The sequence below is a fragment of the Citrobacter sp. FP75 genome, assembly GCF_018342065.1.
GTDB lineage: Bacteria > Pseudomonadota > Gammaproteobacteria > Enterobacterales > Enterobacteriaceae > Citrobacter.
Genome location: NZ_JAFDOE010000015.1, coordinates 13,397 through 35,433 on the forward strand (window position 1 = coordinate 13,397; position 22,037 = coordinate 35,433).

Here is a 22,037-nt window from a genome sequence, read left to right on the forward strand (position 1 = left end):
CCCATGAACTATACAACGACGGAACCGGCGACTCTGTCGCCGGCCCCGTCGGCCTCCGTGCTGGATGAGCACGCGAAAGGCTGGCGGAAAAAACTCGGACAGTCGCTGTTAGTGCTGCTCATCATTTTTGTCGCAAGTTGGCACGTAGGGCTGCTCAATTTCAATACACTTGCCAATGGCGTGCCAGCCATAGGCACACTCATTGGCGAATCTCTTCCACCTGACTTCACCAATGTGGCCAGCTGGGTGTCGCCGTTAATCGACACGCTTGCGATGAGCATTGCCGGTACTGCCATTGCAGTAACCTTGTCTGTGCCACTGGCATTCCTGGCTGCGCGCAACACCTCTCCACATCCGGTGGTGTTCCAAGTAACTCGAACCCTTTTAAACGGTTTGCGTTCAGTCCCGGAACTGATCATGGGCATCATCTTCGTGGCTGCTGTTGGTTTTGGGGCGTTGCCTGGCGTACTGGCGCTCGGTCTTCACTCCATTGGCATGGTTGGAAAGTTTTTTGCCGAAGCGATTGAGCATGTAGATGAGGCGCCAGTGGAAGCGGCCGATGCTGCCGGCGCTACTCGCTTGCAGGTGCTCTATCACGCCGTGCTGCCACAAGTACTTCCTCAATTCGCGGACGTGTCCATTTATCGCTGGGAATACAATTTCCGTGCCTCGACCGTAATGGGCATGGTGGGTGCCGGTGGTATTGGCTTCGAATTGATGGGCTCGCTGAGAATCATGCAGTATCAGGAAGTCAGCGCCATTCTCATTGTCATCTTGTTGATGGTCACCGTCGTGGACAGTCTCAGTGGCCGCCTTCGTAAGAAATTCAAATAAGGACCGTCGATGAAACCCAAGGTTGTGATAACCCATAAGATCCATGACAGTGTGCTGGATGAACTTGCCCAAGATTGCGAGCTGGTCACCAACCAATCCGGCGCCACGTTGCCCCAGGAGGAAGTGGCTGCGCGCGTTGCAGACGCTGATGCGATGATGGCGTTCATGCCAGACCGAGTTGGAGTGGAGTTCCTACAGGGGTGTCCGCGCTTGAAGGTGATTGGTGCAGCCCTGAAAGGCTATGACAACTTTGATGTGGATGCCTGCACGCGTCATGGGGTTTGGCTGACATTTGTACCGGATTTGCTAACCGTGCCTACTGCAGAGCTAACGGTCGGGCTGACGATCAGTCTCACCCGACAAGTCAAGGCGGCGGACCACTTCGTTCGATCCGGTGAATTTACTGGCTGGACACCACGCTTCTATGGGCAGGGGATCGAAGGCTCACGGATTGGTATTGTGGGTATGGGGGCCATCGGCCAAGCGGTGGCGCAGCGCCTGAACGGATGGGGAGCGGATTTAATCTATTCCCAGCCGGAACGTTTACCCGTGCAGCATGAGCAGGCACTGGGTTTGTCCCATACTCCCCTCAAGATGCTGCTGGCCCAGTCAGATATTGTGATCCTGGCACTGGCGCTCAATGAGCAAACCCTCCACACCATTAATCGCGAAACGCTAACAGGAATGAAACCGGGCGCATTCCTTATCAATCCCTGCCGTGGATCTGTGGTGGATGAGGGTAGTGTTCTGCAAGCGCTTCAATCCGGTCAGTTGGGGGGGTACGCCGCTGATGTGTTTGAGATGGAAGATTGGGCGAGAGAAGATCGTCCGAGGGAGATCGCCCAGGGGCTCAGGGCCCACCCCAACACGCTGTTTACTGCTCACATCGGATCGGCAGTCAGCCAGGTGCGTCTGGCTATCGAGCAACGCGCTGCTCGGAACATTCTGCAAGTGCTTCGGGGTGAGCGGCCGGGTGATGCGATCAATGATCCCAGTGGCCGCGAGAGCGGCCCATGCTGAATCTTGTCTGGCTGAAGAGTTTCGTGGCGGTGCTGGACCACAACGGGTTTCAGGCCGCAGCCCGCCAGTTGGACATCGCACAACCCACACTGTCCCAGCACCTTCAAAAACTCGAAAACCAACTTGGCGTTTTATTGGTCCACAGGGGGCGCTCTGGCTGTGAGCCAACCCGGGCTGCCTTAACCTTGTTGCCTTTTGCCCGAAGTCTGCTCCGGCTGGAGGAGCAGGCGAGATCTTCCATTATGGAGGCTCGACTTCGCGTTGGGGCGAGCTCCAATATTGGGATTTATATGCTCCAGCCCTACATCCGTCGTTACAAGGAGCTGGGCGTAGGGCCCGAGGTGGATGTGGTAATAGATTCCAATCCGACTATTGCACGGCATTTATCGGACGGTGAGCTGGACGTGGCGATTATGGAGTGGTGGCATGATCTACCCGGATTCCATGCTCAGGCGTGGCGTAACGAGCCCGTTGTTCTAATCGTTCCGCCTGGTCACCCGTTAGCCCGTCGAACCGATATCGACCGCGATACGCTGTCTAACATGGCTCTGATCGGCGGCGAACCCGGCACCGGCACTGGCCGGCTTTTGGCGACCTACTTCGGTGAGCATGGGCCATTTCCGACGGTATCTATGCAGCTGGGTAGCACCGAAGCCGTCAAGCAAGCGGTTAAGGTCGGACTTGGCGCATCGTTGGTGCTTGAAAGTTCTGTACGGGAGGAGGTCCAAAATGGAAGTCTGGTGGCTATTCCCGTGAGTGAGCCTGGCCTTAGCAAGGAGCTGATGGTGATTTATCCGAGCAGCCTGGACAAACACAGGCCAGTATACTCGTTTGTTGGGCATCTCTGTGAATAGCTATTGGGTCCACCTCACGCATATCTAGCTGGGAATGCAGATACTGAGCCTCACGCTCACTTCGACAACGCAGTATTCCGTCATCTGCATATCGGCAGAATGGGATATCCGGATGACGAACGGTCAGCCAACGATCCAATGCATAATGCAGAAACAGGTTTGCCAGAACTGGCGATAACGGGCCACCTTGTGGTGTGCCAACGTTCCGTCGTTCCTGCTTACCATCTTTCGTCTGCATCGGTGCCGTTAGCCAGCGCCTCACATACAGCAGCACCCAGGATTCAGAGCAATGGTGGTCAAGGGCCTTGAGCAATAGCTCATGATCAATATGATCAAACAAGCCACGGATGTCATACTCCAGCACCCAGTCCCTTTCCCAGCACCGCTTTCGCGTGATCGCAAGCGCATCATGCGGGGATTTCCCGCGCCGATACCCGTACGAGTCCACATGAAAGACAGGTTCCAGGATAGGTTCCAGCGTCATAGTAACCACAGTTTGCGCTATACGATCGCTAACCGTGGGTACCCCGAGCAATCTTTCTCCTCCACTTTTCTTCGGAATTGGAACTGCTTTGACGGACAGTGGGAAATAGCTGCCGGACGACATCCGATTCCAAATTAGATAGAGGTTCTTACTTAAGTCTCGATCAAAGTCCTGAATCCGACTTTCCGCACCTGATTCTGGATTTTTTTTTCGGCGACGTTCGCTACACGTTTGACGAAGTTTGCTAGGTTCCGCGATTCTCACCGTTTGGCTCCAGCCTGCGGTAGGTATGCCGATGATGGTTAAGACATCTGTGATCTGGCCATACCTTGGCAACTTAACCGAGCAACACTAATGCAAGACACCATTGGTGTCAGGAAGTTATTTATCGGCCTCTCGGTCACGTGACATTCGTCACATAAAGTATTCTCGAAATTAGGTGCGGAATGACGGCTGAATCGTCTGGCCATCTACACCGGCCGCACCTCGATTTGATTTAACGCGCTGATACGCCTTCCATACCTGGCGCTTGGAATTTTTTTCTCTAATTGCGGAAATACCGAAATTAGAGAAAACACAGCACGCCCCTCAGTTAGTAATATGGCTGCATTGTTAATATTCGAGGTTGTGCCCATGGCTAATAATCACAAGGTAATGACAGTTCGCGTAGATCAGCTGATTCTTTCACCTGAACTATCCGTTGACTATCGTCACGTCTTGACCAGTTTGCGATATCGATCGAACAGCTTTTCTTCCATCCCCCATGACATTCTTCTTGAATTCATTATGGCCCACCTGCGTATTCCGGCGAAGTTGAACAGTGATTCCGGCCAACGTGAACACCGCTCGTCTTAGCGCATTTCCCTTGCCGGCTTTTTAGCGCGGCTGTTCATCTTGGGTCAATGGCGATCGTTGTTTGCGCATCGATTCGCCCTTCAGTTGCAGCCGGTGGGCGTTGTGCATGAGCCGATCGAGGATCGCTTCAGCGAGGGTGCTGTCACCGATGCTGGCGTACCACTGGTCGGTCGGCAGCTGGCTGATCACCACGGTCGAATGGCGGCCGTGACGGTCGTCCATGATCTCCAGCAGATCGTGGCGCTGGGCGGGTAGCAGCGGCTCCAGCCCCCAGTCATCGAGGATCAGCAGCTCGACCTTGGCCAACTGGGCCAATAGCCGGCCGTAGCTACCGTCGGCCTTGGCCTGGGTCAGGCTCTGCAGCAGCCGTGACAGGCGGTGGTAGTGGGTGCCGTAGCCCTGCAGACAGGCCTGATAGCCCAAGGCGCAGGCCAGATAGGTCTTGCCGCTGCCGCAGGGGCCGGTGATCAGCAGGTTCTGCCCGCGTTGCAGCCAGTCGCCCTGGGCCAGCCGGGCGATCTGGGCTCGGTCGATGTTGCGCGGGTGCTGGTAGTCGATCTCTTGGGTGGTGGCGCTCAGCTTGAGGCGAGCGTGGCGCACCAGCCGCGCCTGTTTGCGTTGCTCGCGCGCCAGATGTTCTTGCTCGACCAAGAGTCCCAGCCGTTCGATAAACGACAGGCCGTCGTAGGTCGCGACCTGTTCTTGTTGCTGCTGCAGGGCAGCGGCCATGCCGCCGAGTCTGAGCTCGCGCAGGCGGTTGAGGGTCTGTTGGCTCATGCTGTTCTCCGCTTAGTGGAAGTGGTTGGGGCCACGGATGTTGTCGTGGCTTTGGGGGAGCTCCAAGGTGAAGCTCGGTTGCTCAGGCAGTTGGTCACGGTTGCTGGCGAGTACCGATTTGAGCTGCTTAAGACGGCTTAACCCCTCGCGGTTGGCGAGTTGGCAGCAGCCGTTCACCCGCTCTGGCGGGTAGCTGCGGGTGAGGTTGAGCAGTCCCAGACAGAGCCGGTAGGCCTGTTCCGGATGCGCTTTCTCGGCCAGCCGGTCGCTCACCCAGCGCAGGGTGTCGGGGCCGATATCCTGCGCCCACTGCTTGAGTCGGCCCGGGGTCCAGGCCTGCTGCTTGCTGTGGCGCACCGGCATGTGCGCCGCCAGGGTGGTGGTGCCGGGCTGGTGCTTGCGCGGATGGCTGGCCACCAGCTGCTGGCGGAAGTAGAGCTGCACCAGCTGGTCGCCGGCATGCAGTTCCAGCGTCTCGCCGACGTACTGATGGGGTGCCGAGTAGTGGTGCTGCTCGAACTGTACGTGGTAGTCGATGTTGACCTTGACCGACTTGATCGCCACGTAACGGTAAGGCTGCTGTGGCAGCGGCGTGAGCGCGGGCTGGTCCAGCTGCTCGAAAGCCTGACGGCGGTTGCCCGGTAGCTGCTTGAACGGGCGCTCATTGAGCTCGGTGAGTAGCGCGCGGAGACACTGGTTCAGCTCCGCCAGCGAGAAGAAGGTGTGATGGCGTAACCGCGCCAGGATCCAGCGTTCGACCACCTGAACCCCAACCTCCGCCTTGGCTTTGTCCTTGGGTTTGTAAGGACGCGCCGGCATCACCGCCAGCTGGTAATGGGCGGCCAGCTGCTGGTAGCTGGGATTGAGCTCCGGCTCATAACGGCAGGCCTTGTTCACCCCGCTCTTGAGGTTGTCTGGCACCAGCAGGGCCGGCGTCCCGCCGAAGAATTCAAAGGCGCGGACGTGGCTGTGCAGCCAATCCGGTAGCGATTGGGTCAGGGTGGCTTCGGCATAGGTGTAGTTGGAGGCGCCAAGCACCGCGACAAAGATCTGAGCCTGGCGGATCTCGCCGGTCGAGCCTGAGACGATGGGCACGGTGGGGCCACAGTAGTCGATAAAGCACTTCTCGCCGGCCTTGTGCTGCTGGCGCATGGAGCGCTTCTGCAGCTGGCACCAGCCCCGGTAGCGCTCGCAGAACTGGGAGTAGCTGTAGCAGCGGTTGGGGTAACGCTCGGTGTATTCCTGCCACAGCAGTTGCATCGACATGCCCTTGCGCTTGAGCTCCTGATGCACCGTGGGCCAGTCCGGGAGCTGGAAGCGGGAACTGCCGCGGGTGTCGGCAGCGGGATAGAACAGCCGGGCCAGTTGGGTGTCATCCAGCCCGTCCGGCAGCGGCCAGGCCAGCTGCAACTGCTCGGCGGTTTTGAGCAGCTTCTGGATGGCGCCGACGCTGACCTTGGTGCTGAGGCTGATCTGGCGGAAGGAGAGCCCGGCCTGTAGCCGTAGTCGCAGAACATCACGAATTTTACGCATTGCAATCCTCTTGGCGGACATGGTCTCTTCCCGGCAAAGGGGAGAGACTACCAAAGGTTTTTAATTCAATGCGTTAAGACAGATTCCGGACAACGTGAACAGCTGTTCCGGCATCATGAACACCCATTCCGGAAAATGGGGCAAAAGTGTTCAGCTTGGGCCGGAATGAGCGTTCACGTTGAACCAGAATCGGTGTTCACGTTGAACCGGAATGACCGTTCACGATCGGCCGGAATAGGCACCACCCACCAATTGGGTATATGGATGGCGAATACTTTCACGTGATTAGCAATATCAGAACACTCGGTATCAAACCCTTCTTACCAGAAAATGCTCAGATTCGAGTTATAGTAGATGAGACTCTCTGTCAGTCCGACATTGAGCTTATTTCAGTGCAGAGAGAATTGTTCAACTTGATCGTTTTCAGTATGAATGGACAGATGTTTGCGAGCGCATTAGCAGGTTTGTGGGATGTATCAGCCAATGCCAGATTTAAAAAATAAAGCCATTTACTAATGGGTTCGAAAGTAAGCGAACATCATTTATAATGTAGGCTCCGTTCGCCAAGCTTATCGGATATTTACACACATGCGCCACGATGACGGTCGTAAACTGATGAGCTGATCACGGAAGCCAAATACGTTGTTCATCTTCTTTATGTCCTTCCATTAGGCGCGTGATAGCCGGGTGCCAACTTTGCGTTCTCAACGCCGTACAAAGCCAGCGAATCGCTGAGCCAGAGGCGGTACTGTTCTTCTTTAAGACTGTGATCGGGTGAGGCATCAACGTTCCAGCGCAGCAGCATGTAGCCCGCAACAGCAGCCCGTACTCGCATTCGTATCGAACCACCAACCATCCCGTAGTCCATCTTGATGACCTCTGGACGTTCAAAACGCGGATGAGGCACTAAGTCCAACTCCACGATCCGCGTCCACTGAATGTCGTTGTCCGGACGCTCGTTAGCCTTAGGTTCTTCATCAAGCAGGATCGGCGCTTCGATGCGGGTGACAACGAAGTCGCGGAATTCGCCACTCTTGCGATCAAAAGCTCGGACGTGCCAGCGCAGGCCGGTATCGACCAGCGCGAAGGGCACAATGATCCGCTCGGTCTCGCCGCTGCTCATTGAGTGGTAGCGGATGGCTACTGGCCGCTTGGCATGGATGGCCCGGCAGATCGGAGCCAGCACATCCATCTGTGGGCAGCTCAGAGCCACAGGAGACTCGCATGGCAGCATCGGCTGCGAATCGACGTTCACGCCATCACCAAACCCAAGAGCAAGTGCCGACAAAACACGCTGCATTGCATGCTCGAAAATCGGAGAAAATGCCTTGCCGATGCGGTAGATCTTGTTGCTACCATCGAATTCAATGTTCTGCGGTGCGATTTCCCGGTACAGAGCCAGATCGCGCGTTGCCCCTGCCGGAGCCACACCGAAGCGCTCAATCAGATCTGGGCGACCAATATCACCGAAGAAGTAGAGCAGGAAGTCGATGTAAGCCAGTCGCTCTCGCTGGGCAAGGCTCAAGTCCTCGACCCGTTTAATGGGTGAACTAATCATGTGCCGTAGCTACAAAATAAAAGGAGAATGTAGTGATGTAATCCATATAGTGCCATGACCATAATCAAATTGATGACAATCATGCACCAATTTTACTATAACAACAAGACGTGGAGCCTCAAATGTAGACATTGAGCGTCTTATATAAAGTCTATTTATTACGTTATATTGAAGTCATCCAACTATGAAATCTTGCTGCCCAGTGCTCAATCGATTCCTCATGCAACTTGCCCTTATCCACTGATTTGGTCTGCGGGTGAGGAATGCCTGAATAGCCATCCTTGCCGCAGAGCATTTTTAGCCGCTGACTTGGCCAGTGCAGTGATTTCTGGGTTAACTCTTCTGCCAACAGCGTAAGCTGCTTGGGCCAATCCAGAGACGATTTCAGCCGTAATAGCAGGGTGGATAGAGAACAAACACCATCAGATGTATCGACTTCTAGGATATAGAATGTGCGGCCCTGCAACTCCATCTCAACAACCGCCAAGCATCTTGGATTGCCATCCAGAAGCAGATGACGTTTACAACGGTAGAGCTTAGGTAGCTTGTGCAGTTGCTGGGAGCGAATGACGCAACCATGGATTGCCACCAACTGCTGAAGCATCGACTGAAAACAATCAAACTTGTTGGCATATAGACGCAGATCATCGGTTTCATCCGCCTCTGCAGTCCACTCAGCACTGGGCAGTATCCCCCCAAAAACTGACTCTTCAGTACTTACGTCCTCTGATGCCTTGGAGCTAATCTCATCGTCAGCCTTACCCTTAGCTCCCTCCTGTTTTTTATCAGCTATTTTGCGTGTGTTGAATGCTTTGGAAAACTCAAATACGACAGAGGGAGCCTGCAACAAAACAGGTTTAGTATTCACACTCGCATCAGCCCCATCATGGACCGAATGGATGGGCGGGCGTTCAGCGACCAAACGCACAGCACCGTCCCCCTCTCCATGCACATACTCTCGCAACTTGGGATGGAAAAACTCTACTTCGTCTGGAATCGCAGCTTGGACGTTTCTTAGACTGGCTACCTCGTAAACCAGCATGCTTTGGGTTTGTTTATCAAATCGCCCTCGAACCTCAAAAGAAGCGGAGCGTAAAGGTGGAGGGGTAAACTCGAAATCCCAGTGCCGATATCCACTTTGTTCATAGCCATTCAACTTTTGACTACGACCAATGCTTTCGTAAGAGGCTCGGGCATCTGGGTCGATCAAGATCCAGCTCAATAAACGTCGCGATTCATAATCATCCAGAGACTTAAGTGGATAGCTAGAGGAGGGTAATACATTCACCCGGGCTACGTTGGGACCATGGTGTTCAATCGAAAACTCACTTCTCAGATAATCAGGCTCAAGTGCTGAGCGTGAAAGATAGCCATCGTGTAAGAACAGTACTCTTGCCAGCTCTAGTTGGGGAAGATAGATCTGTATGTTGTTTGCCAAAAAACAGAAGCAGTGTTGACGTTTATCCATGGCGCGAATGGCCAAGGGAACAGGGAAATCACCTAAATATCTGCGTTGCCAAGTAGCCGAGCTCTCGATGGTAAAAGAGAGCCGAAAACCGGCAGACTTATGCTTCTGTGTCGGATTCAACACCCGCTTACGAGCCAAAACAGGAAGATTCGAAACCCGCAGCGACCCGATTTCAGCTTGAGGAGCCAGATCCAGATTGATGCCCCACTGTGTGTGATTAACTCGCCGGAACAGAGAACCGATTGCCAAAATGGTTGTATCGTCAGATACCTTTTCAAAACGGATATCCTGCATCAAGCCCCCAATACATCTCGCAATAGGTCATCAGCCAGCGAGGTTAATCGCTCATCACTCAATCCAGCCAGGCGAAGAAGTCGCCATCGGCGCAATGAATTACCAGTCTGCACCAGCAATCCGGCAGCAAGAGCCAAACGACGAATCTGATAACCTGTTATATCTTCACAATATCGTTGAAAAAACAAGCGAGTAAGAGGCATAGAGCGCAAGTTTTTCTCAATCATGGCTCCCGATAGAAGTTTCGATAGATACCAGTTCCTCGACAGCCGAGGGGAATCAAGCATCAACTCATGTTGATCGAGGATATGGAGTAATTGACGACAAACCATGCGATCCCGCTTTGGCCAATCGACACGGAGATTGTCTCTAGCATGGCCCTGATGGTGTTGCCGGTTAAATTGCAGAAACCAGCTTCGATCATGCCGATACAGCCAGGCGTATAACGCCTGATGAGATAAACGGGCCTGCTTCACCCCATGGCTTTCCAGCAACTGCTGCCATCTGACTCGATACTCTGCCGATAGGCCGCTCTTTTTATCTGGAGGACAAAAATAGCCATTTATTTTCTCTTACGTTACTGCGGCCGCCGCTTTAGTCTTAATGTGAAGCCTGGGAATTCGCTGAATGAAGAATACGTTTTCACCCCCAGACCGACAGCTGTTAAGGCGCGATCCCAACACTCCATTTGTAAGTATCAGGCCCATCTTCTCCGCTGGTGGCATCAGCTACTATCTGTGCATAACGTTCTCCAGCAAGTTCTCTTACCATCTGATCCACGACCCATTGCAGATGATGCATTTCATCGGTTCCGCCGTAACGACAAGCCAACTCAATAGCCCGCTCTATTCTTTTTTGTTCTTCAGTCATACTGAATCCTCACGCTTACACCAGCTATTCTGAAAACATGCACACTATAAATTGCGGCTGTCATTTCTCAGCCAGGCGCCTGCATTGCTGCCTCATTCCATCAAAAATACTTTCCGCAAGCTGCTGGGGGAACTGGTCCGGAAGAAGCCCGCTAACACGTTCAATGACACCCGGGGTTCTGGCGATGATTTCCTCTATCATCGCCTCTGTCTGCTGTTTACTCAGGCCGGTTATCTCACCATGCCTGATCCAGTGGCGTCGTTGTATTCGATATATCTGGTAATAGTTGCTACTGCCACGTACGGCCATCGCCAGTTTGCACTTCTGCCAAGATATCTGATTGTTCCCATGACCGATCACCGGCCATGCCGACAACACATCATAGTTTGGTGTAAGGTGATAACGTCCCTGTGGCCCAATAGAAATACTGAAATTTTTAGCGTGGCCATCTGTTGCGGCCATCATCCAGAAAATTATCTGCGTCATAAAAAACTGCGCTTTGTCACGCTCAGCACGGTCTGAATTACTCAGAACCTCCATAATTTCCGATATACCTGGCCCGCCGTCCGCCTGATATTTTCGTAATGGCGAAACGCCCAGGGCCTGACACATATCCTCCTGGGGTAAACGAATGATCCATTGTCCGTCTCCTGACCATTTTCGGTCAAAACGTTCTACCACCAGCGCTTTCTGATCTTCAAAGTGAGCAATCTGCGTTCTTGCCACGGGGAGCCCGTACTGGTCGAGAAGTACCGAGCAGAGCCATTCATTTTCAACCGACGAGCTCATGTCGGCTTTCATGTTCCCCACAAGTCCGAGCGGTAGCTTGAATATATGCGTCGTTGGTGTATTACCCTCCGGCATACACCACCGATCTTCATGCCACAGTAGGGCTGTTTTCTCCTGAGCACCGGCAATAGATAAACGTAAGTCGTCGTTATCTTCTGGCCTGCCCGGTAGCAATGTCTCCGTGGTATTACGCAAAGTTGCCGCAATTTCTGATTCAGTAAGCGGGTGATACTTCACGGAATATAAATCAGTGGGTTCATCTCCGTCATGAAGCAGCTGTATCGCGCCCACGCAGTCTTTTCCCAGCTCCGTCAGCAGATCAAAAGGCTCCAGGCTATCGGCCTTGTAACGCATTGCCAGACGTCTGCGTATGCCTTCGCTGTCCGGGAGTAAATTATCAAAATAGTCACGTACCACATTTCCACGCCAGACCTGGTTCCCGGGAGTAAAAGGAAGGGACAATGACAGCGGCCTTCCCTGTTCGTCAGCAACCCATTCAGGAAGGTATTCTAAGCTGTCTACCCCTTTGCTTTTTTCCCAGTACCCGACTTTGATGCCGTTCATCCAAATTACCAGACGTTGCTGTTTCCGGCTCATATCGTTACCAATCCTCCTGTCGTGCAGGTGAATTTAATTTATATATTTCTTCCGTCTGCTTCCTCTCTGAAGAAGTGGTTGCCGAGGAGAAGCTGATTTTTACACCCAGGACGGAAAACACCTTGAATAGCCGTTCAATGCTCGCACTGGCAGGGTTGGCTTCCAGACGTGAGTATGTCTGTTGAGTGACACCTAACCTTTCGGACAGGTCTTTTTGCGTCAGGCCATTCGCCTTGCGAAAACCAATGAGCAAGGGACGCAACTGGTTGAGCGTGTTTAACGGGTAATCATTATTGATCATAAGCTGGCCTCAGTAGTTCCTCTGATACACCTTGTACGCTGTTTTCTAAACATACACCCTAAAAGCTGTAATATCAAATTAACAGCCTAAAAGCTGTTAAATAGAGAGTACAACCTTTAGGCTGTTACCAAGTGGCAGCATAAATCTTTATGACGTTTGATATGAGAGAACTATCAATAATAAGCCGTTACGCTCGTACAGCATCCGGGAAGAGAGCTGACAGATCAGGATCATCGGTAAACGAGAAGCGGAGTATCTTATGGCCCTGTTGTGAGCTGTATAAATAACTACGAGCTACTCTCTGCCTCGGGGAGGAGGCAGAGAGAGTATTAAAAGCAAAGGCAGACATTTTTAGCAGCTGGTGGGCTATGGGGTTCCGGAGGTGCTCCGGTGAATGTTACTTGACTGGCAAGTTTCCTGCTCTGATGGTCAATGCCTCGATGCTGTCTATATTGTTCTGAAACCGTTCCAGTTCTGCCTTTTCAATACCGGCCCAAAGCTTTAAGTGTCGCTGATAAAGGGACCACTTGAGTGAGTGAAAACCATTCCAGGCCAACCCCATCCAAGAGGCGTAATTCGCATTGAGAATATTGCCGGTGATATACATTTTACCTGCGTTAACAGCACTGGAAGTTCCATAACCCAGGGCAAGCATCATCCGGAAGCGTGGATTTAGCCGCAACGGCATGGTATCCAGTAAGGTCTCCCCAAAAGCTCCTTTTCCCAGCGATACCTGTTTCACCACATAGAAAACCCGCATCAAAACTTCCATTATGGTCATCGGAATACTTGTCACGATAAACTGACGAAAGTCATATCCGTTGACATACATGTACTCTATTTGTTTGCCGAAGTTAGAACTCCCCACAGGGATCCCCTCAAGCATACGAAGTAGCCCCATAAAAGGAGCCGGTAAACCCATGCCACGGTTTCCTTTTGCTGAGGGGGCATTAACATCCGATGCCAGGTGTCCAAACATTCTGGCGATGAGCCTGAAAATATTGGTTTCGTCAGTAACGCCTTTACTGGAAGGATAAACCACGATCTGTCCATTCTGAACCACCGTACAGGTCCCGTTCAGCATATCCTTTATACCGAAAATAATGCCCAGTATGGGATCGTGTGACAAAGCTCTTAAGCGGTGATTTGTGGGAGACAAAACGCCACCGGCCGCACCCACTAAATCGCTACTGATCGAACTGTCTGGTGCCCCTATAGGGAACAAATCTGAGAGTTTTGTACTCAGGTCCTCCGGCAAAATGGCATTGAAGGCTTTCTGCACCTGTTTATTGAAAATACCATCCACTTCTGCCGTAAAGCTCACCGTAGGTTTTGGCGGGGCTCTGACGCAAAGTAAATCCAGCATGGATGCTATGAGCCCGCATCCGCAGGCAATAGCATAATCCCAGGCGTCGAGTGCGTAGCGATCATTAAATTCTTTAATATGATTCTGGATCCGGGCATCTACAACAGCCAGGTCATCCGTGGAGAGTATTGTGGCCAGTCCAATATCACCGCATACACGCTGGTTAGCCTCGCTATATATAGTCTTGAGACCAGTAGAATGCATGGCAGTATCTGAAGGGGTCATTTCTCGCAGATGATGTTCTTTAAGCGCCAGATGCTCCGCTTCATCAAGTTCAGTGCCGCTGATTAGCCCGGTCAACTGTGCCTTAAGGCTCTCTATATCACTGTTAATTGTCTCGTGAGCGTTCGCGATATCCTGACCACGGAGCTGAATATAACGGATGGCCCTGAACTCATCATCATAAGGAGACTGAACCGTACCGGGTTTCTTGGAGACTAAACTCTCAGTGAAAGGAGACCCAAAATGAAATCACAATCCGCCAAACGCTATCCCCCTGAACTGCGTGAGCGCGCTGTCAGAATGTTGTTGGAACACCGTGATGAGTATGACTCTGAGCCGGATGCCATTCGTGCCATATCGTCAAAAATCGGGTGCCATTACGACACCCTACGAGCCTGGTTGCGTCAGCATAAAAATGATGTCCGTGGTGGTGTCAGCCCCGTCAGCACTGATGATGGTGGACTGAGCACCAATGAGCGCCAGCGTTTAAAAGAACTGGAGCGTGAAAATCGGGAGCTACGCCGCAGCAATGATATATTGCGCCAGGCCTCAGCTTATTTTGCTCAGGCGGAGCTCGACCGCCACTGGAAAAAATAATGCCACTTATGCAGCGTCTGAGTGGTACACACGGGGTCGGGCCGGTATGTCGCGAACTGGATATTGCCCCGTCGACATATTACTGGCATCAGCAACGCCAGCTACATCCTGAGAAATGTAGCCAACGAGAAAAGTGCGATGCTCAAATCATCCAGGAGATAAAACGCGTTTACGGAGAAAATTACAGTGTCTATGGGGCACGAAAAGTCTGGCGTCAGTTGCTCCGCGAGGGCTTTAGCGTCGCCCGGTGTACTGTTGAACGCCTGATGAAAATAATAGGTCTTCGGGGCGTACTCCGTGGCAAAGTCATCAAGACCACGATCGGTCGTAAAACAGCGGCAGCAGCGGATCTGGTAAACCGCCAGTTTGTGGCAGAACGTCCCAATCAGCTTTGGTGTGCAGATTTTACGTACGTTAGCACCTGGCATGGCTTCGCCTATGTGGCGTTCATCATCGATGTGTTCGCAGGCACGATCGTTGGCTGGCGGGTCTCATCGTCGATGGAAGCAAGGTTCGTGCTGGATGCTCTGGAACAAGCTCTGTGGGCACGTCGCCCCTCAGGTACAATCCATCACTCGGACAAGGGCTCCCAATACGTGTCACTGGCGTACACCCAGCGGCTGCAGGAGGCGGAGCTGTTGGCGTCGACAGGCAGTACAGGCGACTCTTACGATAATGCCCTGGCCGAGAGTATCAATGGCCTTTACAAAGCGGAAGTGATCCACCGTAAAAGCTGGAAAAACCACACGGAAGTGGAGCTTGCGACACTGGCGTGGGTGGACTGGTTCAACAATCGAAGGTTACTGGAACGGCTAGGACACATACCGCCGGTAGAAGCCGAAAAAGCTTATTATGCTACCAGTACAAATAATGATCTGGCAGCCTGAGCTTCCGGACTAAACACTCTCCAAAAAAACCGGGGCGGTTCAGTTTCATGGCTTCTTCTCCTGTCAACGCAAAGCAGAAGTGTCACCATCGGTGCGAAACAGAGATGTCATGCTTTGGTTCAGAGAATGCGTTTGACCGCCTCGCTATATACTTCCGAGCGTTCTCTTTTCCCAACAGAAATCACGAAAACGACAACTTTCTCGTCTATAACCTGGTATACAAGGCGATAGCCTGAAGACCGGAGCTTAATCTTGTAACAATCAGGCATACCACGGAGCTTGTTTGCTTCAATCCGGGGTGACTCAAGTACTTCAACCAGCTTCTTTTTCAACTGTTCACGTACCGTCGAGCCCAGCTTTCGCCATTCCTTTAGTGCCCGCTCGTCAAAATCCAGAAAATACGCCATCAGAGTTCATCCAGCGTCACACGTACTGGCTTAGGATTACGAAGTCGTTCTTTCACTATCTCCACAAGTTCAGCATCTTCATCACTCAGGAGTGTCTGTTTGAACGGCAAGCGTTCATTGTCAGCGATATACTCGAGCATGAGACGAAGCGCTTCAGAAGGAGTTACGCCCATTTTTTCAAGCGCGGCGTAAGAACGCGCTTTAAGTTCATCGTCAATACGTAGGTTAATGCTACCCATGTCTTACACCCCTTGTAATTACAAATGTCATTACAAGTATCGCACTACAACATGCTTAGGGCAAGTCACGAAGTAAGTCAGAAAGTAGTCGTAAGAACGGTGATCACTGTCCGCTTTGTGCCAGAAGCGGACTTTTTAAAAATATTGCGTGCCCAACAATTGGGCGCAGGTCACATCAAGTACCCTCAGAATTATAGAGAATACCTGAAATTTTTGTAGAGCGAGGTTTGTTACCCTGCCCGACCAGCGACATGTGGTTAGTTTAGTGATCAGAAATGTCGAGCGTTTGGTCGTTCATTGACGCGGGATCTTCCAACGGTTCCACATGAGTGGTGATATGGATAAAAGGCAGTGCGGTGCGGATATCATTCTCTATACGCTCGGCCCAGTCGTGCCCATATTGAACAGTCCATCGCCCAGGAACTAGGATGTGCATTGTCATAAACGCCCGCCCGCCAGCCTGGCGTGTACGTAGTGCATGGAAATCAAGCCCCTGTTCACGATATCCTGCCAGCAGTGACTCGATTTTTTTGAGTTCTTCCGTGGGTAGCGATACGTCCATCAGACCTGCAGCTGAACGACTCATAAGCTGATAACCAGTCCAAACGATGTTGGCTGCGACCAGCAATGCAACGATCGGATCGACCCAAAACCAGCCGGTCAGATAAACCAGTCCGACACCAAAAATGACACCGACCGACGTCCAGACATCGGTCAGCAGGTGATGAGCATCTGCCTCAAGAGTGATAGAGTTGTGCTGCCTGCCAGCCCTTAACAAAATGCGAGCCGTCACAAAATTAAGGATTGATGCGACTGTTGAAACCAGTAATCCGAGACCAATCTCCTCAAGCGGCTGTGGAGTTAACATCCGCTCAACTGCGGTATAGGCGATACTGGCTGCCGCCAATAGGATCAGAAATCCTTCGAAAGCACTCGAGAAATATTCGGCTTTGCCGTGCCCATATGCATGGTTCTCATCGGCCGGAAGCGCAGCCAAGGTCAGCATCCAGAGCGCCATTAGGGCTCCTGCGAGGTTAACTACGGATTCGATGGCATCAGATAGCAGACCGACCGAACCGGTCATTTTCCACGCCACACCTTTGAGTCCGATAGTGGCAATAGCCGTGGCAATGGAAAGCCAAGCGTAGTGCGTCAGCGGACGAGGTAACCCTTTTGTTTTAGTCATTATTAACTTCCTAAAATAGGACGACTAACTCACATTTCTATCCATGATAGATAATTAAACAATCATTTCGCCATGAATATTTTTTCGTTTTTATTAAATTTAATTAAAAAGTCTCTGCAAGTGCTGTTTCATCTTCTAGTAAACTAAATTTTATTTTTAGGGTTTTCTTCAACTTGAAGTAATATTATCTCACAACAGATTAGTCACTTAGGTTAACTGAGCGGCTTTTATATTTTTCAATTAAAATATGCAAAACTCCCATTGCACCATGTGCATAAAAATAGACCTCAATGAAAGTAGTAAAGAACTTATGCCAGTGGATTACTGTTTCAGCCAGATTTGACTGCATGGTATTCAACAAGAACCATAGGCCACCTGAAAGTGCTACAATTAGCAATGCTAGAACTCCAAATCCTTGGATTGTACTGGCAATACCTCCCGAATGTGCATCGGGCAGTCGGAAACTAGTCAACGTTTTTATATCTTGCTTAATACCACTAAAGTCAAGCCCTACCCATGAAAAATAATAAGTAAAACCTCTTTGAGTAAGCATCCAACTTAACATAATAAAACCACAAATAATCAGTCCTAACCCTGAAATAATGTGCATCCAGGTTATAACTCCTTCAAGACTATGTTCACCAATTGCTTCGGTCTCTGTCAGATTAGAGTTAATAATTTGTGATAATATTAGAAATGCCACAATGATGTGAAGAATACGAAAAAAAGGAGCGTAATCATGGGGTAATAGATTCCAGAGTCGCAATTTCATTAATGAGTCCTTAGTAAATTTATCGATGATCTTAATCATACAAAAGAATTATTAGGATAACCTTAATTCTTAAAATTGCAGCAGGCATTAGTTCACCTCTGATATGGCCACTTGCGAAATGGGAATGGTAACTGTTATTACTATGTGTTTACTTGCTGTTCTTGTTACGCAGCCCCTTAAACACATTACTTTCAAATATGATTTCCTGCTGGGTTTAAATATGTGTCTTTCTATAGTGCGGCAACCTATTTTTACACCAACTCATGAATTAAATAAGAATCATAAATTAAATGAGAGGTTTAATTCTCTTGCTTAACGCGATGATATTAAATGGAAATTTTAATTTTTGTAATTTATTAAACAGTTAGAATGAGACATGGTAAATACGATCTTCCTTTAGATAATTCTGATAGCACTTTTTCTACTGGGCAGTCTGCAATGTCCGCTTCACGCCCTGAGACATTCGACAAGCTTTTTATGGCTTCAGTAAGGGCGAGTGGCGCGCTTCGAGAGCCAGCAAATATTTTGCTTCATCGTACTGGGTTCTGGCCTTCCAGCAGCGGTAAATGATCCTTATCCATTTGAACGCCAGTGCCCGGATCGCAGACTGATGAGATTTGCCCTTCTCTCTGAGGCCCTGATAATACAGTCTGGCCCAGTATGATGAATTAACCGTCTTGGCAGCCCATTCAACAAAGGTTTGCCTGACGAACTTGGCACACTGCCATCGCCAGTGAACCCAGGATTTCTGGCCACTTCGTTCTGTCACCGGTGCAATACCTGCGTAGTTTTGAATTTCTTCAGCGCTGTTAAACCGGTCACGGTTATCACCAAGTGCAGCAAGCATTCGTGGGCCCATACACGGCCCCATGCCCGGAAGTGATTTGAACAGCTCCGCATCTGGCAATGTGTCAAACAACGCTTCGATTCGTTCGTCATAGGTTTTGATGATTTCACTCACGACTTTAATTTGTGTCGCCAGTGCTGTTGCCATCAAAGCATTAGCCTCTATAACGCTCGGGTCTGTAGTCAATGGGATCGCGTTATCAATACTCGCAACACGTTGCTCGGTAAGAGCCATTGCGCGGCCACCTTTGGCATTCAGAAAGTTGCGGATCGTGTCGCGCCTCGCTCGTTTCAGTTGTTGCAGACTGGGCCACCGGATAATCAGCTCACACAATAGTAAGCTACCCCGATGTGAGAACCACTCCAGTGGCTGAGGATAATACTGTTTAAGTGTGTTGATTATCCGGTTCACAAAACGGCGTTTATCTTCAACCAGCTGACGGCGCTGCTCAACCAGTTGCTGGAGTAACCGGATATCCGCATTGTCGGGTTCAATGGCTTTTATCTTTTGGGGATAACGCAGCATTAACTCTAATGCCAGCTCGGCATCCTGCGGGTCATCTTTAGCGCCGCTGGGCGAGAAGGCCTGCCGGTAACGAGCCAGGGACAAAGCGTGGACGGGGAAAACGGTGATAAATGGATATTTCTGAAGAGCATACACCACGGGACCTTTCTTCAGCTCAACGGCGATAGCGATCCTGCCTTTTACCTTCTGGTGTAACTCGGTAAGCCAGACATCAAGTGCTTCCGGCGTATGTTCAATCACATGGAATGTGCGTTCACCGTTTTTAAACTGAACACAGACATCGTGCTTTTTATCTGCCCAGTCCAGACCAACGTGCGCAGCAAATTGATTAGTCGCAGTCATCACCAACTCCTTTTTATCGGGGATTGGTATGCATTCCACGCTCTTCGAAAGAAATATAGCCAGCAGTTTATCTGCATGCCCTGAGTATTCGTTAGCGAACGTGGAGCACCCACTGGCTCGAAAGAAAAGCGGCGATCATCACGTGATTCTCGCTCAATATTCGTAACCAGTAAGCGCATACCCTGAATCACTTAAAGTGTAATTCTCAGGGTGCGAATGACTATATCTCGCTCAAAGCTGCCTGTCAAAGTGGTCAAGCTCTACCACAGCTCAGAGGTACAAAAAATCACCTTAACGAATGGAAGGGACTTCCCCTGGATATGCGCCTGATTAACTCTTGTGCAATCATGGGGTAAACATAGCCCCGGAGGGATTCGTTATGACCATCACGACTGTCGGTATCGATCTTGCTAAAAATGTGTTCGCTGTTCACTGCGTTGACCAACACGGTAAAACTGTTCTGGTTAAACCCAAAGTATCGCGTGCTGCCCTTCCTGAGCTGATTGCCAGTTTACCTCCCTGTGTTATCGGGATGGAGGCATGCTCCGGGGCTCACTACTGGGCAAGGTTGTTTCGGCAATATGGTCATGAACCACGGCTGATGGCTGCTAAATTTGTATCTCCTTACCGCATGGCCGGTAAATCAGGCAAAAATGATGCAGCTGATGCTCAGGCTATCTGTGAAGCAGTTCGTCGCCCGCATATGCGGTTTGTACCAGTGAAGGATGAGAGCCAGCAGGCGATGCAATGCCTACACCGTATCAGACAGGGTTTTATCGAAGAGAAAACAGCAACATATAACCGATTGAGAGGTTTGATATCGGAATTCGGTGTCATCGCCCCACAAAGTACAGATGCCCTGCGTCACATGGTTTCTGAGCAGAAGAGTTCTTTGCCACTTCAGGTTCAACAATGTGTTAATGACCTGCTGGAACACATTGATCGTATTGAAGATAATATTACTGAATATGACCGGATTTTGTCCCGCATGGCAAAAACAGATCACCGCAGCCAGCGATTGATGGAACTGAAAGGGATTGGTCCCACAACGGCCTGTGCGCTGGTCGCCAGTATCGGTAATGCACACGATTTTAAAAATGGGCGACAACTGGCAGCCTGGCTGGGACTAACGCCATCGCAGTACAGCAGTGGTGGGAAATCAAAGCTTGGCAGGATAACTAAAGCTGGCGATTCGTATCTGCGAACGCTACTGGTTCAGGGGGCTCGTTCGGTTCTGATTGGTGCCGAGAAAAGGACTGATTTATTCAGTCGTTGGGTCTGTTCACTGGTCGATCGCAGAGGATACTGGCGTGCCGTTGTAGCCATCGCCGCCAAAAACGCAAGGCTGTGCTGGGCATCATTGCATTACGGTGATGATTTCAGGCTGTACTCAGCCAGCTAAAGCACGAAACAAAATAACCATCTGACCTGCAATTCGTTGATGATAAAGGGTTAGACCCCGTGAGGCCTATCTGGCTATTGTACAGGATATACGTATCCGCTTAACGAACAAGAACCTCACGCGCGTCTTTCATCAGGGTCCGAATCGATGACGATTCATCATGGCCGTTTATAGTACCGCAGTCTCTCCCCTTTATTTTTACTGAAGAGCAGACAGAAACCATAAACACCGGCGTTGACACGCCGGGGAAGCCCTTATAGTACAATAATTTTCGATATCCAAACTGACCCCTAGATCGGCTCGGCGGTTCATTGGGTCAAGTCATTACTTTACTCGACGACCTGAAGAAACGCGGAATAACTTTCATAGCCATCAAGGACAGAATAGACACAAATGCGCCAGTTATAGGGGAAATCTATACGCATCTGATGGCGATATTCTCTAGCTTTGAACGCAACCGCAATATTGAAAGAACGCGCTCAGGCCTTGCAGCTGCACGCGCAAGGGGCCGTGTGGGAGGGAGAAAACCGTCACTTTCTGAAGAAGATGTTAAACAAATTAGAATCTTACTTGCTGATCCTGAAATGACAGTTGGTGCAGTTGCTAAGCGCTTCAACGTTTCTCGCATGACTATTTATCGCTACACCACAAAATCATGAATGACCGCAGCATGGCGGTTTTATTTTCTTATGCCCGTCAGGGCATGGAAGGCGACCTCGCCGGACTCCACCGGACACCGGCCGCAAATCGCCGGAAACCGCAATGCTGACCGGATCGCCCGGCCCAGCCCCCTCCCTGTGTATTCGCATGTATCTGATCCCCCATTCGCAAATCAGTTGATCACTCACTCGCAAATTACTTGATCACCTCCAGCAGGAAGTTTGCATCACTTCAGGGAGCGAATAATTGTATCTCAGGTACCTGTTGTCGGGCACTGTTGCAAAGTTAGCGATGAGGCAGCCTTTTGTCTTATTCAAAGGCCTTACATTTCAAAAACTCTGCTTACCAGGC

21 protein-coding genes, 1 pseudogene and 1 other annotated feature are annotated in these 22,037 nt (G+C 50.8%); of the genes and pseudogenes, 7 read left to right on the plus strand and 15 right to left on the minus strand.

What is annotated here, in order from left to right; genetic code table 11:
- The first annotated feature begins 3 nt into the window (after nt 1-3).
- Genes phnE through JQ822_RS23570 form a run of 3 tightly spaced genes read left to right on the plus strand, consistent with a single transcriptional unit; the run spans nt 4 to nt 2,708 of the window.
- Nucleotides 4-834, plus strand: coding sequence for a phosphonate ABC transporter, permease protein PhnE (gene phnE / locus JQ822_RS23560; RefSeq protein WP_020833798.1), 831 nt, complete (start codon nt 4-6; stop codon nt 832-834).
- Nucleotides 835-843: 9 nt separating this feature from the next.
- A complete protein-coding gene (locus tag JQ822_RS23565; protein WP_011783502.1) occupies nt 844-1,854 on the plus strand; it encodes a phosphonate dehydrogenase in 1,011 nt (336 codons plus the stop codon).
- Nucleotides 1,848-2,708, plus strand: a complete 861-nt coding sequence (locus JQ822_RS23570; protein ID WP_011783503.1) for a LysR family transcriptional regulator — start codon at nt 1,848-1,850, stop codon at nt 2,706-2,708. Before JQ822_RS23565 ends, JQ822_RS23570 begins: the two co-directional genes overlap by 7 nt.
- Here JQ822_RS23570 and JQ822_RS23575 read toward each other — a convergent pair.
- From JQ822_RS23575 to JQ822_RS23620, 10 genes are all read right to left on the minus strand, one after another.
- Complete coding sequence (locus JQ822_RS23575; protein WP_071882548.1) at nt 2,623-3,315, minus strand: reverse transcriptase domain-containing protein; 693 nt, start codon at nt 3,313-3,315, stop codon at nt 2,623-2,625. The genes JQ822_RS23570 and JQ822_RS23575 overlap by 86 nt on opposite strands.
- Before the next feature lie 753 nt (nt 3,316-4,068).
- Nucleotides 4,069-4,824: an IS21-like element helper ATPase IstB gene (gene istB, locus JQ822_RS23580; protein ID WP_020833799.1), complete on the minus strand. Its 756-nt coding sequence runs from the start codon at nt 4,822-4,824 to the stop codon at nt 4,069-4,071.
- A gap of 12 nt (nt 4,825-4,836) precedes the next feature.
- Nucleotides 4,837-6,378 (minus strand): IS21 family transposase, encoded by a 1,542-nt coding sequence (gene istA / locus JQ822_RS23585; RefSeq protein WP_042846898.1) that lies wholly within the window; start codon nt 6,376-6,378, stop codon nt 4,837-4,839.
- Between the two features lie 634 nt (nt 6,379-7,012).
- Nucleotides 7,013-7,915 (minus strand): helix-turn-helix transcriptional regulator, encoded by a 903-nt coding sequence (locus JQ822_RS23590; RefSeq protein ID WP_020833802.1) that lies wholly within the window; start codon nt 7,913-7,915, stop codon nt 7,013-7,015.
- A 163-nt stretch (nt 7,916-8,078) separates the two neighbouring features.
- Nucleotides 8,079-9,677, minus strand: coding sequence for a Tn7-like element transposition protein TnsE (locus JQ822_RS23595; RefSeq protein ID WP_020833803.1), 1,599 nt, complete (start codon nt 9,675-9,677; stop codon nt 8,079-8,081).
- Nucleotides 9,677-10,243 (minus strand): TnsD family Tn7-like transposition protein, encoded by a 567-nt coding sequence (locus JQ822_RS23600; protein ID WP_077909720.1) that lies wholly within the window; start codon nt 10,241-10,243, stop codon nt 9,677-9,679. The genes JQ822_RS23595 and JQ822_RS23600 overlap by 1 nt, the downstream gene beginning before the upstream one ends.
- Nucleotides 10,244-10,340: 97 nt before the next feature.
- Complete coding sequence (locus tag JQ822_RS23605; RefSeq protein ID WP_000134171.1) at nt 10,341-10,547, minus strand: hypothetical protein; 207 nt, start codon at nt 10,545-10,547, stop codon at nt 10,341-10,343.
- A 60-nt stretch (nt 10,548-10,607) separates the two neighbouring features.
- Nucleotides 10,608-11,933, minus strand: coding sequence for a type II toxin-antitoxin system HipA family toxin (locus tag JQ822_RS23610; RefSeq protein ID WP_020833804.1), 1,326 nt, complete (start codon nt 11,931-11,933; stop codon nt 10,608-10,610).
- Nucleotides 11,934-11,937: 4 nt separating this feature from the next.
- The gene (locus tag JQ822_RS23615; RefSeq protein WP_024143021.1) at nt 11,938-12,231 is read right to left on the minus strand and encodes a helix-turn-helix transcriptional regulator; all 294 of its coding nucleotides are present in this window, start codon (nt 12,229-12,231) and stop codon (nt 11,938-11,940) included.
- A 400-nt stretch (nt 12,232-12,631) separates the two neighbouring features.
- On the minus strand, nt 12,632-13,900 hold the full coding sequence (locus JQ822_RS23620; RefSeq protein WP_020833806.1) for a hypothetical protein: 1,269 nt from the start codon (nt 13,898-13,900) through the stop codon (nt 12,632-12,634).
- A gap of 165 nt (nt 13,901-14,065) precedes the next feature.
- Between JQ822_RS23620 and JQ822_RS23625 the strand changes: the two genes are divergently transcribed.
- A protein-coding gene (locus tag JQ822_RS23625) for an IS3 family transposase (protein ID WP_165590718.1) occupies nt 14,066-15,306 on the plus strand; the annotation gives its coding sequence in 2 pieces (ribosomal slippage) (nt 14,066-14,381 and nt 14,381-15,306; 1,242 coding nt in all).
- Nucleotides 14,374-14,490 (plus strand) — a sequence feature (AL1L pseudoknot). (Overlaps the previous gene by 117 nt.)
- Nucleotides 15,307-15,425: 119 nt before the next feature.
- Here JQ822_RS23625 and relE read toward each other — a convergent pair.
- Both relE and relB read right to left on the minus strand, forming a co-directional pair.
- Nucleotides 15,426-15,713, minus strand: a complete 288-nt coding sequence (relE, locus tag JQ822_RS23630) for a type II toxin-antitoxin system mRNA interferase RelE (RefSeq protein WP_000323025.1) — start codon at nt 15,711-15,713, stop codon at nt 15,426-15,428.
- Nucleotides 15,713-15,952, minus strand: coding sequence for a type II toxin-antitoxin system antitoxin RelB (relB, locus tag JQ822_RS23635; RefSeq protein WP_000534858.1), 240 nt, complete (start codon nt 15,950-15,952; stop codon nt 15,713-15,715). The genes relE and relB overlap by 1 nt, the downstream gene beginning before the upstream one ends.
- A gap of 24 nt (nt 15,953-15,976) precedes the next feature.
- On the opposite strand from relB, the pseudogene JQ822_RS24500 reads away from it, so the two are divergent.
- Nucleotides 15,977-16,093 (plus strand): annotated as a pseudogene (locus JQ822_RS24500) (hypothetical protein); the annotation flags it as partial.
- A gap of 121 nt (nt 16,094-16,214) precedes the next feature.
- Here JQ822_RS24500 and JQ822_RS23640 read toward each other — a convergent pair.
- The 3 genes from JQ822_RS23640 to JQ822_RS23650 all read right to left on the minus strand — a co-directional run bounded on the left by JQ822_RS23640 (nt 16,215) and on the right by JQ822_RS23650 (nt 19,624).
- Complete coding sequence (locus JQ822_RS23640; RefSeq protein ID WP_000167917.1) at nt 16,215-17,138, minus strand: cation diffusion facilitator family transporter; 924 nt, start codon at nt 17,136-17,138, stop codon at nt 16,215-16,217.
- Between the two features lie 199 nt (nt 17,139-17,337).
- On the minus strand, nt 17,338-17,910 hold the full coding sequence (locus tag JQ822_RS23645) for a cytochrome b/b6 domain-containing protein (protein ID WP_001515348.1): 573 nt from the start codon (nt 17,908-17,910) through the stop codon (nt 17,338-17,340).
- Nucleotides 17,911-18,385: 475 nt separating this feature from the next.
- Nucleotides 18,386-19,624 carry an IS110 family transposase gene (locus JQ822_RS23650; protein WP_003030308.1) on the minus strand — a complete coding sequence of 413 codons (1,239 nt, stop codon included), beginning with the start codon at nt 19,622-19,624 and terminating at the stop codon, nt 18,386-18,388.
- Between the two features lie 379 nt (nt 19,625-20,003).
- Here JQ822_RS23650 and JQ822_RS23655 point away from each other — a divergent pair, with 379 nt between their 5' ends.
- Nucleotides 20,004-21,026 (plus strand): IS110 family transposase, encoded by a 1,023-nt coding sequence (locus JQ822_RS23655; RefSeq protein ID WP_001572362.1) that lies wholly within the window; start codon nt 20,004-20,006, stop codon nt 21,024-21,026.
- A 311-nt stretch (nt 21,027-21,337) separates the two neighbouring features.
- A complete protein-coding gene (locus tag JQ822_RS23660) occupies nt 21,338-21,685 on the plus strand; it encodes a helix-turn-helix domain-containing protein (RefSeq protein WP_020833807.1) in 348 nt (115 codons plus the stop codon).
- The last annotated feature ends 352 nt before the right edge of the window (nt 21,686-22,037 follow it).